The 14,064-nt window shown below is 69.0% G+C and carries 17 protein-coding genes; 6 read left to right on the top strand and 11 right to left on the bottom strand.

Going from position 1 to position 14,064, the window contains the following annotated elements; translation table 11 throughout:
* Nucleotide 1: 1 nt before the first annotated feature.
* From AC1DFC_RS10005 to AC1DFC_RS10030, 6 genes are all read right to left on the bottom strand, one after another.
* On the bottom strand, nt 2-520 hold the full coding sequence (locus AC1DFC_RS10005; protein WP_007833288.1) for an RDD family protein: 519 nt from the start codon (nt 518-520) through the stop codon (nt 2-4).
* A gap of 72 nt (nt 521-592) precedes the next feature.
* Nucleotides 593-1,594 carry an FUSC family protein gene (locus AC1DFC_RS10010; protein WP_413331620.1) on the bottom strand — a complete coding sequence of 334 codons (1,002 nt, stop codon included), beginning with the start codon at nt 1,592-1,594 and terminating at the stop codon, nt 593-595.
* The gene (locus AC1DFC_RS10015; RefSeq protein ID WP_413331621.1) at nt 1,591-2,061 is read right to left on the bottom strand and encodes a MarR family winged helix-turn-helix transcriptional regulator; all 471 of its coding nucleotides are present in this window, start codon (nt 2,059-2,061) and stop codon (nt 1,591-1,593) included. Before AC1DFC_RS10015 ends, AC1DFC_RS10010 begins: the two co-directional genes overlap by 4 nt.
* Nucleotides 2,062-2,104: 43 nt before the next feature.
* Nucleotides 2,105-2,803, bottom strand: coding sequence for a DUF2242 domain-containing protein (locus AC1DFC_RS10020; RefSeq protein ID WP_413331622.1), 699 nt, complete (start codon nt 2,801-2,803; stop codon nt 2,105-2,107).
* An 82-nt stretch (nt 2,804-2,885) separates the two neighbouring features.
* Entirely contained in the window at nt 2,886-3,539 is a 654-nt protein-coding gene (locus tag AC1DFC_RS10025) for a nucleoside/nucleotide kinase family protein (RefSeq protein WP_413331623.1), read from the bottom strand.
* A gap of 33 nt (nt 3,540-3,572) precedes the next feature.
* Entirely contained in the window at nt 3,573-4,847 is a 1,275-nt protein-coding gene (locus tag AC1DFC_RS10030; RefSeq protein ID WP_007833298.1) for a Glu/Leu/Phe/Val family dehydrogenase, read from the bottom strand.
* A gap of 244 nt (nt 4,848-5,091) precedes the next feature.
* On the opposite strand from AC1DFC_RS10030, the gene AC1DFC_RS10035 reads away from it, so the two are divergent.
* Both AC1DFC_RS10035 and AC1DFC_RS10040 read left to right on the top strand, forming a co-directional pair.
* Complete coding sequence (locus AC1DFC_RS10035) at nt 5,092-5,424, top strand: DUF4148 domain-containing protein (protein ID WP_478179151.1); 333 nt, start codon at nt 5,092-5,094, stop codon at nt 5,422-5,424.
* Between the two features lie 146 nt (nt 5,425-5,570).
* Nucleotides 5,571-6,038 carry an Lrp/AsnC ligand binding domain-containing protein gene (locus AC1DFC_RS10040; protein ID WP_007833308.1) on the top strand — a complete coding sequence of 156 codons (468 nt, stop codon included), beginning with the start codon at nt 5,571-5,573 and terminating at the stop codon, nt 6,036-6,038.
* Between the two features lie 12 nt (nt 6,039-6,050).
* Here AC1DFC_RS10040 and AC1DFC_RS10045 read toward each other — a convergent pair whose 3' ends face one another.
* A complete protein-coding gene (locus AC1DFC_RS10045) occupies nt 6,051-6,755 on the bottom strand; it encodes a YggS family pyridoxal phosphate-dependent enzyme (protein ID WP_007833309.1) in 705 nt (234 codons plus the stop codon).
* Nucleotides 6,756-6,806: 51 nt separating this feature from the next.
* On the opposite strand from AC1DFC_RS10045, the gene AC1DFC_RS10050 reads away from it, so the two are divergent.
* The 3 genes from AC1DFC_RS10050 to AC1DFC_RS10060 all read left to right on the top strand — a co-directional run bounded on the left by AC1DFC_RS10050 (nt 6,807) and on the right by AC1DFC_RS10060 (nt 10,193).
* Nucleotides 6,807-7,850, top strand: coding sequence for a type IV pilus twitching motility protein PilT (locus tag AC1DFC_RS10050; RefSeq protein ID WP_007833310.1), 1,044 nt, complete (start codon nt 6,807-6,809; stop codon nt 7,848-7,850).
* A 136-nt stretch (nt 7,851-7,986) separates the two neighbouring features.
* Nucleotides 7,987-9,123 carry a PilT/PilU family type 4a pilus ATPase gene (locus tag AC1DFC_RS10055; RefSeq protein ID WP_007833325.1) on the top strand — a complete coding sequence of 379 codons (1,137 nt, stop codon included), beginning with the start codon at nt 7,987-7,989 and terminating at the stop codon, nt 9,121-9,123.
* 161 nt (nt 9,124-9,284) lie between these two features.
* Complete coding sequence (locus tag AC1DFC_RS10060) at nt 9,285-10,193, top strand: NAD(P)-dependent oxidoreductase (RefSeq protein ID WP_042673388.1); 909 nt, start codon at nt 9,285-9,287, stop codon at nt 10,191-10,193.
* 147 nt (nt 10,194-10,340) lie between these two features.
* Here AC1DFC_RS10060 and AC1DFC_RS10065 read toward each other — a convergent pair whose 3' ends face one another.
* From AC1DFC_RS10065 to AC1DFC_RS10075, 3 genes are all read right to left on the bottom strand, one after another.
* Nucleotides 10,341-11,147 carry a BON domain-containing protein gene (locus tag AC1DFC_RS10065; RefSeq protein WP_007837336.1) on the bottom strand — a complete coding sequence of 269 codons (807 nt, stop codon included), beginning with the start codon at nt 11,145-11,147 and terminating at the stop codon, nt 10,341-10,343.
* Nucleotides 11,144-11,788 (bottom strand): SIS domain-containing protein, encoded by a 645-nt coding sequence (locus AC1DFC_RS10070; RefSeq protein WP_007837337.1) that lies wholly within the window; start codon nt 11,786-11,788, stop codon nt 11,144-11,146. The genes AC1DFC_RS10065 and AC1DFC_RS10070 overlap by 4 nt, the downstream gene beginning before the upstream one ends.
* Nucleotides 11,789-11,917: 129 nt before the next feature.
* Nucleotides 11,918-12,295, bottom strand: coding sequence for a YraN family protein (locus AC1DFC_RS10075; protein ID WP_007837338.1), 378 nt, complete (start codon nt 12,293-12,295; stop codon nt 11,918-11,920).
* A 46-nt stretch (nt 12,296-12,341) separates the two neighbouring features.
* Here AC1DFC_RS10075 and rsmI point away from each other — a divergent pair, with 46 nt between their 5' ends.
* The gene (gene rsmI, locus AC1DFC_RS10080) at nt 12,342-13,292 is read left to right on the top strand and encodes a 16S rRNA (cytidine(1402)-2'-O)-methyltransferase (RefSeq protein ID WP_478179152.1); all 951 of its coding nucleotides are present in this window, start codon (nt 12,342-12,344) and stop codon (nt 13,290-13,292) included.
* On the opposite strand, the gene AC1DFC_RS10085 is transcribed toward rsmI, so the two are convergent.
* Nucleotides 13,289-14,017 carry a glutathione S-transferase gene (locus tag AC1DFC_RS10085; protein ID WP_007837340.1) on the bottom strand — a complete coding sequence of 243 codons (729 nt, stop codon included), beginning with the start codon at nt 14,015-14,017 and terminating at the stop codon, nt 13,289-13,291. The genes rsmI and AC1DFC_RS10085 overlap by 4 nt on opposite strands.
* Nucleotides 14,018-14,064: the final 47 nt, after the last annotated feature.

Here is a 14,064-nt window from a genome sequence, read left to right on the forward strand (position 1 = left end):
CTCAGGCCTGCAGCACGACGGTGTCGGCGATCTGGTCGTGCAGGCAGCGGCGCGATGCACGGAAGATGAAGAGGCAGTCGACGAGCATGTAGATCGGCCCGAGCAGCGGCCAGATGCTCATCACGAACATCGGGCTGTCGCGCAGGCCGAGGATGCGGCCGATCGGCGCCTGCGTTCCGTCGGGCCGGGCAATGCGGATCCTGAACAGCGCCTTGCCGATGGTCTGGCCGCGTGTGACCAGCAGGTAGCCGTGCAGCACGAGGTAGAGAACGATGCCGGCGGCCGCGTCGGCGGGCCGGGGCACCCAGAGGCCGAGGCCGTCGTCTTCCCAGAGATTGATCGGCGTGAACTTCGCGAGGAGCCATATCGCGGCGATGGAGATGCCGCCATCGAGCATCGCGGCCAGGAAGCGCCTGCCGCGCGATGCAAGTTCTCCGGGCTGCGCCCGGCCCGGTTGCAGCACGTCCTCCACATGGGATTGCGGCGGTGCGTAGCGCGCATCCTGCGACTGGTCTTCCATGCCCGTCCCTCTCCGAAACGATTGATTTTCGGAAGATTCTAGGGCTTGGGTCCGTCAGGCGGATGACGGCGATCAGGCACCGAGCACGTGCTGCAGGCGGCGCAAGTCGTCGAAGAGCAGGCTCAGCGGCGCGGCCAGGAGCGCATTCGACGGCACGCTGCGCGACGCCTGCGCACAGCGGCCGAGCCCGTCGAGGTCGGGCGGAGTGCTCCTTCCCGCGAGCGCATCGGCCATGCCGGCGATGGCGGTGCCGGCAGCCTGTGCGGCTTCTCGCCACGTGGCGTCGGCCGCCGTGTCCCGCGCTTGCCGGAACACGCGATCGAGCACCACGGCGTCCTGGAAGATGCGCGCCGCCAGCCGGGCCTTGTCGCGGTAGGGGCCGCGCGCCGTGGCATCACCGCGGCGCCACCACCGCGCCTCCAGGTCCGCGCCGTCGGCCAGCACGGCCAGCCGGCCCAGCGCGACGCGCGTGCCTGAGTGGATGCGCTCCGCCTCGGCATCGGCAGGCTGCCGCGCGGCCACCATGCGCTTCGCGATGCCGTGCAGCAGCGCGGCGCAGCTCTCGTCGAAACGCGCACCCGCGTGGTATTCGGACACGACCGTGGAGACCGCCAACGCCACCCCCACCCCGATGCCGATCTGCGCCATGCGCAGCAGCGCCACCTGCAACGCCGATTGGCCGGGGATGCCGCCGGCCGACAGGATGATCAACGCAGCCACCGGCGCGCTGCGCAGGCCCGGCGCGGCCGCGCTGGCAAAGGACAGCAGCATGACGACGGCCAGCGTGCTCGCGAGCGCCGGTGTGCCGTGGTGCTGCATCCAGACGCCGGCCAGGCCGCACAGCGCGCCGGCGGCCGTGCCGCGCACCCGGTTCCATCCGGCGTCGAGCGTCGAACCGGCGCTCGGGCGCATGACGATCAGCACGCTCATCACCGCCCAGAAACTTTCGGGCAGATGCAGGACGACCGCCACGCCCCAGGCGATGGCCACTGCCGCCGCCAGCTGTACGCCCGGACGCCAGCGGCCGTGGCGCCAGGGGTCCGTCAGGCGTTGGAGAGCCGGGGCGCCGATCATGACTCTGCTGCCGCTGAACCGCTGTCCAGCGCGGCTGCGATGCCATCGATGAGCCCGCAAGCCTGCAGCAGCAAGGCACGCTGGCCGACATCCAGCGTGGCGCCGATCGCCTCGGCCAGCGCCGCCTCGCGCCTGCGCATGAGCGCCTTGAGACGGCGCACGCCCTCGGCCGTGAGCGACAGCAGCCATTGGCGCCCGTCGCTCGGGTGGGGTGCGCGGCCGATCCAGCCTTCGGCCTCCAGTTCGGCCAGCAGCCGGGTCAGCGATTGGAGCTTGACGCGTTCGAGCCCCGCCAACGCGGTGGGTGTGCACGGCCCGTGCCGATGCAGCTGGCCGAGCACGCTGAGCTTGGCCACGCTCGGGCCATCGGGCCCGGCGCTGCCGCTGCGCAGCTGGCGCGACAGCTGCGACACCGAGGCGCGCAGGCGCGAGGCGCATTGCGCCGGATCCGGGATGGGGGAAGCCATGCCCGGATTGTAAGACGCATCTTGGTACTTTGGCGTCCGGGCGTCAGCCCCGGTTGGGTGACGAGTTCACGGGATACGTGACGGCGGGCGCCGCGGCGGGCGTGACGGCGGGCGCCGCGGCAGGCGGTGAAGCGACCGGCGTTTCCGCGGGTGCCGCGGCTTCGCCCTCTCCTTCCGGGCCGTCGAGGAAACGGTCGAGCAGCGCGAAGAAGCGGTCGTAGAAGCGCTCGTCGGTCAGCGTCTCGCTCGCGACCTTCACCATCGCGTCGTCGCTGCTCGAGAACGGCAGCGAGAGCGAGCCGATCGCGCCCACGCCGAGGCTGGCGGAGTTGTTCACCTTCTTGATGCCGTAGCGGTCCTGCAGCGCGGTCGCGAAGGCCACGGTGCTCTTGCTGGCCTTGCCGCCCCTCGTGTTCTCGCGCGCGCAGACCACACGGAACTCGACCTCCACGTGCACCTCGGCCGCAGGCTGGAAGCTCTTGCGCCCGGTGACGAGGTCGGTGTTGGCGGCCGTGATCATGTAGCCCTGGCTCAGCAGCGCGCGGCGCGCGGCCTCGCAGGTCTGGGCCTCGGTGGCCTCGTAGTCGCGGGTGTGGGTGGTGGTCGAGCCGAAGGCCTCGGGCTCGTATGACACGCGGTGCGAAGCGCTGCCGCAGCCGGCGAGCACGAAGGCGGACAGCAGGCCCAGCACGAGGACCGGGGCGCGGGCAAGAGAGAAGCAGGTGGGGTGCGTGGACGGCATGGAGCGGCGAATGCTAACCGGCGGCTCGCCGGCATGGCTTCGAGCGCGCCGCCGCGCTTGCGTTCCCTGTCGCGCGGGATTTTCAGGACCAGGGCAGCACGTGGTGCGCGCGCATCCGCGTCGCCGCGATCAGGCGCGCGTTGGGTGCGTCGGTGCTCGCCACCCAGGCGCGCGCTTCCTCGGCGCTGCGGCCGAACTGCTGGTGGCGCCGCACCAGGCGCTCTTCGCGCACCGCGTCGTCGATGTCCACGTACCAGACCTCGTCGAGCATCGCCGCCGCGCCGGCCCAGGGGCCGTCGGCGTGCAGCAGGTAGTTGCCTTCGGTGATGACCAGCTGCGTCGACGGCAGCACGGCAATGGCGCCGGCGATCGGCTCCTCGATCTCGCGGCGGAACTCGGGCGCGTAGACGATGCCGCCGTCGGGCCGCTGCTCGCGCAGGCGCTGCAGCAGCGCAACATAACCGGCGCTGTCGAAGGTGTCGGGGGCGCCCTTGCGGGCAGTGCGGCCGAGCCGCTGCAGCTCGACGTTGGCCAGGTGGAAGCCGTCCATGGGAACGACCTGGGCGCGGTCGGCGCCCACCGAGCGGAGCAGCGCTGCAGCTAGCGTGGACTTGCCTGCGCCCGGCGCGCCGACGAGGCCCAACAGCTTGCGCCGCCCGCTGGCCATGAGAGCCTGCAGACGGGCCAGGCCATCCGCGGGAATGGAAGGGAGGTTCTGCGCGGGCATGGTGGTCATGCCCCGAGCGTACTGCCTCTTCCTGTCAAAAAATCATGGGTACAGACCGCGTTCCTGGCGTGCCATGAGGATTCGTTCGCAGGCCACCGCATAGGTGGCCGTGCGCAGCGTGATCTTGTGCTTGTCCGCCGTGTCCCAGATGTGGTTGAGCGCGTTCATCATGATTCGGTCGAGGCGCACGTTGATCTCGTCCTCGTCCCAGAAGAAGGACGAGAAGTCCTGCACCCATTCGAAGTAGCTCACCGTCACGCCGCCGGCGTTGCAGATCACGTCGGGCACCACCAGCACGCCGCGCTCGGCGAGGATGTCGTCGGCGATCGGCACCGTGGGGCCGTTGGCGCCTTCGAGCACCAGCTTGGCAGTGGTCTTCTGTGCGCGTTCGGCCGTGAGCTGGCCTTCGAGCGCGGCCGGGATCAGGATGTCGCAGGGCGTTTCCCAGAAGTCCTCGTTCGGCACGATGTCGCCGCCGGCCTTGAAGCCGACCACGCCGTCGGTGCGCGAGATGGGCACCAGCTTGGCCAGGTCGAGGCCGTTGCTGTTGACGATGGTGCCGGTGTGGTCCTGCACCGCAACGATCTTGGCGCCGGCTTCGGCGAAGAGTTCCGCCGCGACCGAGCCCACGTTGCCGAAGCCCTGCACCGCGATGCGCGCGCCGCGCAGGTCCATGCCCAGTCGGCGAGCGGCTTCACGGCCGGTGACGAACACGCCGCGGCCGGTAGCCTTCACGCGGCCCAGCGAACCGCCCAGGTGCAGCGGCTTGCCGGTGACGACGCCGGTGGCGGTGCCGCCGACGTTCATCGAGTAGGTGTCCATCATCCACGCCATGATCTGCGCGTTGGTGTTCACGTCGGGCGCGGGGATGTCGGTGTGCGGGCCGATGATGATGCCGATCTCGCTGGTGTAGCGGCGCGTGACCTTCTCCAGCTCCTGCAGCGAGAGCTTCTTCGGGTCGACGCGGATGCCGCCCTTGGCGCCGCCGTACGGCAGGTTGACGGCCGCGGTCTTGATGGTCATCCAGGCCGACAGCGCCATCACCTCTTCCAGCGTGACGTCGGGGTGGAAGCGCACGCCGCCCTTGCCCGGGCCGCGGCTCATGTTGTGCTGAACGCGGTAGCCCTCGAAGTGGGCAATGGTGCCGTCGTCCATCTCGATCGGCACGTCGACGATCAGCGCGCGCTTGGGGCGCTTGAGTGTCTCGACCCAGCGGGCCAGCGGGCCGAGGTACGGCACGACGCGGTCGACCTGCGAAAGATACGTGCCCCACGGGCTGTTGGCGGTCGGGCTGACGAAGGAGAGTTTTTCGCTCATGGGATATCCCTTGGTTTGTTCGGGTGGGCGCAACGATAGACCTCTACCGCGCGTCGCGCCATGGCTTATGCGCGCCGCGCTGACGGTTATGCAAGAGACGTTGGGACCACGCATTGCGCCGATGTAATCGCGGCGTGCGGCACCTGACGGCCTGCCTCCCTAGATTCGACCGGCATGCCGGCCCAGGCCTGGCATGGCTGGCGCCATGTCGGCGACGGCGAACAACCAAGGGACATCCATCACCATGCTGCACCGCACACTTCTCTTTCCTCTTCTCGCCGTGGCCGTTTCGGCCGCCGCGCTGGCGCCCCTGGCCGCTTCGGCCGCGAGCGAATACCACTTCGCGCCGACCGAGGCCGGCGTGACGCGCCACCCCGACCACGCCAGGCTGGATCCGTCGCGCGATCGCGTCGTCGCCGAACTGGAGACGGCGCGCAACCAGCCCGCATGGAGCGCCGTGAGCCGCGGCGCACCCTGGCCCGTGGCGCGCACCGGCCAGCCCGCCACGCGCGAAGCCGTGGAGGCCGAGGCCATCAAGGCCATGCGAGAGGGAACGATTCCGTCCGGCGAGCGATAGGCACCGCGGCGCATCGACCCCGCAGATGCGGCGCGTTGGGTAGGCAAGGGTAGGCCGCCGGCACTCCCTGGTTCTATTTCCTATGGCCAGCACCCATAGGCCGCATCTTCTGCAAGAAATTGACATTCGAGCCGGATAATCCTCCGATGCTCGACCTGGACCGCATCGATCTCCGGCTGCTGAAGATCCTTCAGGAGGATGGCCGCATCACCAACCTCAAGTTGGCCGAGGCGGTGGCGCTCTCGCCCACCGCGGTGCTGGCGCGGGTGCAGCGGCTCACGCGCGACGGCTTCATCCTGGGCTACGAGGCGCGGCTCGATCCGCACAAGCTGGGCCGCGGCTTCACCGTCTTCGTCGAGGTGCTGCTCGACCGCACCACCCCCAACGTGTTCGACCAGTTCAAGGCGGCCGTGCAGGTGCGCGACGAGATCATGGAATGCCACATGGTCGCGGGCGGCTTCGACTACCTGCTCAAGACCCGCATGGCCGACATGGCCGCGTACCGCGAGTTCGCCGGCACCGTGCTGTGGCAGCTGCCGGGCGTGCGCGAGACGCGGACCTACGCGGTGATGGAAGAAGTGAAAAGCAGCGCGCGCCTGCCGCTGGGGATCTGAAACACGGGCCGGTCAGGCCGGCTTGCCGTACGAGCGGCCGCCGAAAATGGCCGTGCCGACGCGCACCATCGTGCTGCCGGCGCTGATCGCTGCTTCAAGATCGGCGCTCATGCCGAGCGACAGCGTGTCTAGCGCGATGCCCGCGTCGCGGATCGACTGGTACACCGCATGCGCGCGCAGGCACAACGCGCGCTGCGCTTCGAAATCGGCCGCCGGCTCGGGGATCGCCATGAGCCCGCGCAGCCGCAGATGTGGCAAGACCGCCACAGCGCGCGCCAGCGCGAGCGCCTCTTCGGGCGGCACGCCGGACTTGTTCGCGCCGCCGTCCACATTAACCTGAAGGCATACATCGAGCGGCGGCAGGTGCGCCGGCCGCTGGGCAGAAAGTCGCTCGGCGATCTTCAGCCGGTCGATGCTGTGGACCCAGTCGAAGTGCTCGGCCACGGGCCGCGTCTTGTTGCTTTGCAGGGGGCCGATGCAGTGCCACTCGAGGGAAGCGCGCAGGTCGGCGAGGGCTTCGATCTTGTCCAGGCCTTCCTGCACGTAGTTCTCGCCGAAGGCCGACTGGCCCGCCGCATGCGCCTCGCGCACGGCCTGCGGCCCGAAGGTCTTGGACACCGCCAGCAGCCTCACCTCGGCGGGCGCGCGGCCGGCCGTTACACATGCCTTTGCGATCCGGTTGTTTACTTGCTGGAGGTCGTCGCCAATCATCGTCATAATCGTCCAAAATCGTATCAAAACGTCACCAGAACCGAGCCGAGGAGCCCCGTGGACATCACCCAATTGCTGGCGTTCAGCGTCAAGAACAAAGCCTCCGACCTGCACCTTTCCGCAGGGCTGCCGCCCATGATCCGCGTCAACGGCGACGTGCGCCGCATCAACGTCGATGCGCTCGATCACAAGGGCGTTCACGCCATGGTGTACGACATCATGAGCGACACGCACCGCAAGCACTACGAAGAGTTCCTGGAGGTCGACTTCTCCTTTGAGATCGACGGCCTCGCGCGCTTCCGCGTGAATGCCTTCAACCAGGCGCGCGGCGCGGCCGCGGTGTTCCGGACCATTCCCTCGAAGATCCTGACGCTGGAGCAGCTCAATGCGCCGAAGATTTTCGGCGAACTCGCCCTCAAGCCGCGCGGACTGGTGCTGGTGACGGGCCCCACGGGCTCGGGCAAGTCGACCACGCTGGCGGCCATGGTCAACTACCTCAACGAAAACGAGTACGGCCACATCCTCACGGTGGAAGACCCGATCGAGTTCGTGCACGAATCGAAGAAGTGCCTGATCAACCAGCGCGAAGTGGGGCCGATGACGCTGTCGTTCTCGAACGCGCTGCGCTCCGCACTGCGCGAAGACCCCGACGCCATCCTGGTGGGCGAGCTGCGCGACCTGGAAACTATTCGCCTCGCCATGACCGCGGCCGAAACGGGCCACCTGGTGTTCGGCACGCTGCACACCTCGTCGGCGGCCAAGACCATCGACCGGATCATCGACGTGTTCCCCGGCGAGGAAAAGGAAATGATCCGCGCCATGCTGTCGGAGTCGCTGCAGGCCGTGATCTCGCAGACGCTGTGCAAGACCAAGGACGGCCAGGGCCGCGTGGCGGCGCACGAGATCATGCTGGGCACGCCGGCCATCCGCAACCTGATCCGCGAGGCCAAGGTCGCGCAGATGTACTCCACCATCCAGACCGGCCAGGGCTCGGGCATGCAGACGCTCGACCAGAACCTGACGGAACTGGTGCGCCGCAATACCATCTCGGCTGCAGAAGCCCGCGGCAAGGCGAAGATCCCCGAGAACTTCCCAGGCTAGCCATGAAGCCCCCCGGCTTTTCACTTCGCTGCGCTGCGTGTAACTCCACCCCCCAAGGGGGAGGCGCGGCCGCCTTGGGGCGGCCCGGCGGTCGGCCGCCGGCAGCATCAAACTAAACAGATCAAGGAGCGCTCTCATGGAACGCGATCAAGCCAGCCAGTTCATCAACGACCTGCTCAAGCTCATGGTGAGCCGCAGCGGCAGCGACCTGTTCATCACCGCCGACTTTCCGCCGGCCATCAAGGTCGACGGCAAGGTCACCAAGGTGTCGCAGCAGGCGCTGGGTGCGCAGCACACGCTGGCGCTCACGCGCTCGATCATGAACGACCGCCAGACGGCGGAGTTCGAGCGCACCAAGGAGTGCAACTTCGCGATCTCGCCGACCGGCATCGGCCGCTTCCGCGTAAACGCCTTCGTGCAGCAGGGCAAGGTCGGCATGGTGATGCGGACCATCCCCGCCAAGCTGCCGACCATCGACGGGCTGGGCATGCCGCAGATCCTGAAGGATGTGTCGATGACCAAGCGCGGCCTGTGCATCCTGGTGGGCGCCACCGGCTCGGGCAAGTCGACCACGCTGGCCGCGATGATCGACTGGCGCAACGAAAATTCGTACGGCCACATCGTCACGGTGGAGGACCCGGTCGAGTTCGTGCACCCGCACAAGAACTGCGTGGTGACGCAGCGCGAGGTGGGCATCGACACCGACAGCTGGGAAGCCGCGCTGAAGAACACGCTGCGCCAGGCGCCCGACGTGATCCTGATGGGCGAAATCCGCGACCGCGAGACCATGGAACACGCGGTGGCCTTCGCCGAAACCGGCCACCTGTGCATGGCCACACTGCACGCCAACAGCGCCAACCAGGCGCTGGACCGGATCATCAACTTCTTCCCCGAAGAGCGCCGCGCGCAGCTGCTGATGGACCTGTCGCTGAACCTGCGCTCGCTGGTGTCGCAGCGCCTGGTGCCCACCGAGGACGGCACGGGCCGCGTGGCGGCGGTGGAAGTGCTGCTGAACACGCCGCTGATTTCCGACCTGATCTTCAAGGGCGAGGTGGGCGAGATCAAGGAGATCATGCGCAAGAGCCGCAACCTGGGCATGCAGACCTTCGACCAGGCGCTGTTCGACCTGTTCGAGAGCCACTCGATCAACTTCGAGGACGCGATCCGCAACGCCGACTCGGCGAACGACCTGCGGCTGCAGATCAAGCTCAACAGCCAGCGCGCGCGCAGCACCGACCTGTCGGCGGGCACGGAGCACTTCGCAATTGTGTAAGGGCTCGCCCCCAGGCTTCGCGCACTTCGTGTCGCTTCGCCTTCCCCCTGCCGGGGGCGACACCTGCAGCCCGGCGAAGCCGGTTCTGCGGTGTCTCGCGACTGGATCGCGCGGGTTTCATGCCTGAGGGGATCGGCTTTCTTTGGCTTTAAGCTGTGGCCATGAGCAGCATCAACCCCCGCACCTACGAATCCGTTCCCGCCCAGACGGTGGCCTTCCTTGGCCTCGGCGTCATGGGCGGGCCCATGGCCGGACACCTGGCCAAGGCCGGCCATACAGTCACGGTCTACAACCGCACGCCCGCCAAGGCGCAGGCCTGGGCCGCCGAATTCGGCGCACCCGGGCGCCACGCCCCGACGCCGCGCGAAGCCGCGGCCGGCGCCGACATCGTGTTCTGCTGCGTCGGCAACGACGACGACCTGCGCTCCGTGGTGCTGGGCGACGACGGCGCTTTCGCCGGCATGAAGAAGGGCGCGGTGCTGGTCGACCACACCACCGCCTCGGCCGACGTGGCGCGCGAGCTCTCCAAGGCCGCTCAGGCGCTGGGCCTGCACTTCATCGACGCGCCCGTCTCGGGCGGCCAGGCCGGCGCGCAGAACGGCGCGCTCACCGTGATGTGCGGTGGCGATGCGGCTGTGTTCGAGCGCATCAGGCCGGTGGCCATGGCGTTCTCGCGCGCGGTCACGCTGCTGGGCGACAGCGGCGCCGGCCAGCTCGCCAAGATGGTGAACCAGATCGCCATCGCGGGCCTGGTGCAGGGCCTGTCGGAAGCCATCGCCTTCGGCCAGCGCGCGGGGCTCGACATGGAGGCGGTGCTCGGCGTCATCAGCAAGGGCGCAGCCCAGAGCTGGCAGATGGAAAACCGCGGCAAGACCATGATCGAAGGCAAGTTCGACTACGGCTTCGCCGTCGACTGGATGCGCAAGGACCTGGGCCTCGTGCTCGACGAAGCCAAGCGCAACGGCGCGCGCGTGCCGGTGACGGCGCTCGTCGACCAGTTCTACGCCGACGTGCAGCAGGCCGGCGGGCGGCGCTGGGACACGTCGAGCCTCATCATCCGATTGAAATAGGCTCGCCCCCAGGCTGCGCGCACTCCGTGTCGCTTCGCCTTCCCCCTACCGGGGGCAACACCTGCGGCCCGGCGAAGCCGGTTCCGCGGTGTTCCACGAAAAATGCCCGCGACGAGCAGCGGGCATTTTTGGTTCGGCGCTCGTTCTTCAGCGGATCGGCGACGTCGTCGCGCCGCTTGCGGGCAGCGGCTCCATCGGCGGCAGCGGCACGCGCGAGCTGGAGGAAGAAGGCGCTGGCGACGGCGAAGGCGCGGACGGCGTTGCCGAGGTCACCGGCGCCGGACCCGTGCCGCCGCGCTGCGCCGCAGCCTGGTTTGCCGCCTGGCTGGCCGCCAGATCCGCCTCGCTCACGACCTCGACCACGCGCACGACCTTCACCACGCCCGACACACCGCGCGTGATGTCGGTGGCGCGGTCGGTTTCGCGCCGCGTCGCGATGCCCATCAGGTAGACCACGCCGCGCTCGGTCACCACCTTGAAGGAATTGGCGAAGATGTCCTTGGCGTCGAGCAGCGAGGCCTTCACCTTGCCGGTGATGTAGAGGTCGTTCGAGCGGTCCTGGAAGGTGCTCGAGGAGCCGACGGTCAGCTCGTTCACCACCGAGCGCACGTTCACGATGCGGCTCACTTCCTCCTCGACACGGCGGCGGTCGGCTTCGCTGCCCACGGCGCCGGTCAGCAGCACCTGGCGGTTGTAGCTGGTGACGCTCACGTACATCTGGTCGTTGGCGATGTCGCGCACGCGGGCCGCGGCGCGCAACTCGATGCCCTGGTCGTCCAGCTGCGCGCCCGAGCTGCGGCGGTCGGTGGCCACCATGCCCACGCCCATCACGGCCGCACCGCCCACGACGAGCGGCACGCAGGCGGAAAGGCCGGCGACCAGCGCGGCACCCAGGGTGAGGGCCAGGGCGAAACGCCGGGTCGATGATGTCATCGTCATGGTCGTCATGGTCATGAGGAAGCTTCCTGTTCTCCGAGTAACTGGGCATCCACGCCGTCGCACAGGCAATGCAGCGCGATCTGGTGGATTTCGTGGATGCGCGCCGCACGCTCGTGCGGCACGCTGATCTGGACATCGGTCTCGCGCAGCGCACGGCCGATGGCGCCGCCCGAACCGCTGCTGCCCGCAGCCGGCGCCGAGGGCGCCCCCGAGACGGCGTTGCCGAGCAGCGCGACCACGGTCATGTCGCGTTCGTGCGCGGCTGCCACCGCGGCAAGCACCGACGCCGACTGTCCGCTGGCGCTCAACGCCAGCAGCACGTCGCCGGCCTGGCCGAGCGCGCGCACCTGGCGGGCGAAGCGGTCGACGTCCGTCGCGCTCGCGCTGTCGGCCTCGGGGTCGGTGGTGTCCCCGGGCAGCGCGATGGCGCCGAGCTCGGGCCGCTCGCGTTCGAAGCGGCCCACGAACTGCGCGGCGAACTGGGCCGCCAGCAGCCCCGACACGCCAGCACCGCAGGCGAGCACCTTGCCGCCGCTGGTCACGCACGCCAGGATGGCCTGCATCGCTTGAGAGATGGGTTTGCTGAGGACCGGTCCGGTCTGGTACTTGAGGTCGGCACTGTCGATGAAGTGCTGCTGAATCCGTTGCTCGAGCATGAGGCGGGATGATAACTGGGGGTTGTGAAACAAGACGTTTTGGAATGCCCCACCCCGAATCTCCGCGCACTTCGCGTCACTTGCGGGTGCCCGGCATGGGATGGGTTGCTCCACGGGTGTTCGATTGGATCAACTCGCGTCGAAGGCGCCCGGGAGCCAGGTGATTGTCTCCTCGACCAGCACCACGTCGAAACGGCATGGCGGTACCGTGCGCAGCCGACTCAGGTAATGCTGCGCGGCGAACACGATGCGTCGCTGCTTCAGTCCGGTGATGCTGCCGCCCGCGCCGCCGTGCGTGCCGGTGCTGCGCTGGCGGACCTCGACGAACACCAGGGTGCCCTGCGGCGAATGGCGCGGATCGCGCATGATCAGGTCGATCTCGCCGCCGCCGCGCCCGGGCGTCCGATAATTGCGCGCGACCAGCACGAGGCCGGCGTCCTGCAGATGGTCGAGCGCGGCGTCTTCCGCCGCATCGCCGCGATGCTTCGTTGTGGTGTCTGTCTTCATGGCTCCCTGCCTGCAATCTTCTTGTTCGTTCTGACGGAGAAACCCCTTGGCTTCACTCGCCCCTGCTTCATTCGGCGCCGCCCTCGCGGCCGCGCGCGACGCCGCGGGTGCGCAGCATTATCCGCAGGGCACGCTCTACGTGGTCGCCACGCCCATCGGCAACCTGGCCGACATCACGCTGCGCGCGCTGCATGTGCTGCAGCTGGTGGACGCCATTGCCTGCGAGGACACGCGCCACACGCAAAGCCTGCTGCGCGCCTACGGCATCGACCGCCCCGGCGCACAACTGCTGGCGGTGCACCAGCACAACGAGGCCGAGGCCGCACAGGCCGTGGTCGCGCGGCTCGCGCAGGGCGAGCGCATCGCCTACGTCAGCGACGCCGGCACGCCCGGCGTGAGCGACCCCGGCGCGCGGCTCGCTGCGGCCGTGCGCGCGGCCGGGCAGCGCGTGCTGCCGCTGCCCGGTGCGAGCAGCGTGACCACCCTGGTGGGCGCGGCGGGCCTGGTGGCCGAAGGCGGCGACGCCAACGCCAGCAGCAGTGCCTTCGTCTTCGCGGGCTTCCTGCCGAGCAAGGCCGGCGAGCGCGACACGGCCGTGCAGGCGCTGTCGCAGGAGCCGCGCGCCGTGGTACTGCTCGAAGCACCGCACCGCATCGAGAACCTCGCGCGCGCACTGGCCACGCTGGGCGAGCGCCGCATCACCGTGGGCCGCGAGCTCACCAAGCAGTTCGAGGAAATCGCGACGGTGGCGGCCAGCACCCTGCCCGACTGGTTCTGCGCCGACCGCGACCGCATTCGCGGCGAGTTCGCGCTGGTGCTGCACCCGGTGGTGGTGAGCGGCGACGGCGGCGCGGAAGGCGAACGCGTGCTGCGCCTGTTGATGGCGGAACTGCCGGTGAAAACGGCGGTGAAGCTGGCTGCAGAGATCAGCGGCGCGCCGCGCAACACGCTGTATGAATTGGCGCTGCGCATACGCAACGAGGCCGGGGAAGGCTAGCCGTCCAATTCAGCGTAGCGCCTGAAGATGCCGTCCTCGTTGAACGCGACGCGGCGCGGGCTCTGCAGGTAGTCGTGCACGCGCTGCCGCCGCCTGACGTTGGCATGCAGCTTCTCGACCGCGGGCGTTGCAGCCAGCGCCCGCGCCGTGGCCTTCGGGAACGCGTAGTGCAGACCGTCCACCAGCTGGAACAGCGACAGGTCTGCATAGGTCAGCACGTCGCCCACCAGGTGCAGGCTGCCCGCCGGGTTGCGCTGCAGCACGCGCTCGAACCAGTTCAGGAACTTGGGGATGCGCTCGTTGCGAAAGGCCTGTGCGCGCAGCACGGCCGCGTCGCGCTGGTCTTCGTAGTAGGCGCCGGTCGAGATCGGATGGTGCGTGTCGTGCGCCTCGGCGACCACGTCGGCAATGGTGAGCTGCAGCTGGTGCGTCCACAGTCCGTCTGATTCGCCCACGCCCGACAGCCCGAGCCGGGGCCCGAGGTAGAGCAGGATCGCGGCCGTCTGTCCGACCACGATGTCGCCGTCGACGAGGAAGGGCGGCGCGAACGCGGGCCGCGCGCTGTCGGGGTCGCCCAGCCGCCGGCCCAGCGCGGACTCGCCGCCGCCCTCGGCTTCAGGCAGGCGCGCCACGTCGACGTAGTCGGCACCGGCCGCCTCGAGCGCGAGCCGCACGAATTCGCCGCGGCCCTGGATGGTGGGCCAGTAATGCAGTTGGTAGGGCATGCGGGCATGGTGTCATGAGGCCGGGGCGGTTGCAATCGCGCCCGCCG

The sequence above is a fragment of the Variovorax sp. 10L421 genome, from assembly GCF_056395365.1.

Bases quoted from the DNA above. Each gene is read 5' to 3' on its own strand.
- AC1DFC_RS10005 (WP_007833288.1), bottom strand. From the start codon at position 520: ATGGAAGACCAGTCGCAGGATGCGCGCTACGCACCGCCGCAATCCCAT.
- AC1DFC_RS10010 (WP_413331620.1), bottom strand. From the start codon at position 1,594: ATGATCGGCGCCCCGGCTCTCCAACGCCTGACGGACCCCTGGCGCCAC.
- AC1DFC_RS10015 (WP_413331621.1), bottom strand. From the start codon at position 2,061: ATGGCTTCCCCCATCCCGGATCCGGCGCAATGCGCCTCGCGCCTGCGC.
- AC1DFC_RS10020 (WP_413331622.1), bottom strand. From the start codon at position 2,803: ATGCCGTCCACGCACCCCACCTGCTTCTCTCTTGCCCGCGCCCCGGTC.
- AC1DFC_RS10025 (WP_413331623.1), bottom strand. From the start codon at position 3,539: ATGACCACCATGCCCGCGCAGAACCTCCCTTCCATTCCCGCGGATGGC.
- AC1DFC_RS10030 (WP_007833298.1), bottom strand. From the start codon at position 4,847: ATGAGCGAAAAACTCTCCTTCGTCAGCCCGACCGCCAACAGCCCGTGG.
- AC1DFC_RS10035 (WP_478179151.1), top strand. From the start codon at position 5,092: ATGCTGCACCGCACACTTCTCTTTCCTCTTCTCGCCGTGGCCGTTTCG.
- AC1DFC_RS10040 (WP_007833308.1), top strand. From the start codon at position 5,571: ATGCTCGACCTGGACCGCATCGATCTCCGGCTGCTGAAGATCCTTCAG.
- AC1DFC_RS10045 (WP_007833309.1), bottom strand. From the start codon at position 6,755: ATGACGATGATTGGCGACGACCTCCAGCAAGTAAACAACCGGATCGCA.
- AC1DFC_RS10055 (WP_007833325.1), top strand. From the start codon at position 7,987: ATGGAACGCGATCAAGCCAGCCAGTTCATCAACGACCTGCTCAAGCTC.
- AC1DFC_RS10060 (WP_042673388.1), top strand. From the start codon at position 9,285: ATGAGCAGCATCAACCCCCGCACCTACGAATCCGTTCCCGCCCAGACG.
- AC1DFC_RS10065 (WP_007837336.1), bottom strand. From the start codon at position 11,147: ATGACCATGACGACCATGACGATGACATCATCGACCCGGCGTTTCGCC.
- AC1DFC_RS10070 (WP_007837337.1), bottom strand. From the start codon at position 11,788: ATGCTCGAGCAACGGATTCAGCAGCACTTCATCGACAGTGCCGACCTC.
- AC1DFC_RS10075 (WP_007837338.1), bottom strand. From the start codon at position 12,295: ATGAAGACAGACACCACAACGAAGCATCGCGGCGATGCGGCGGAAGAC.
- AC1DFC_RS10085 (WP_007837340.1), bottom strand. From the start codon at position 14,017: ATGCCCTACCAACTGCATTACTGGCCCACCATCCAGGGCCGCGGCGAA.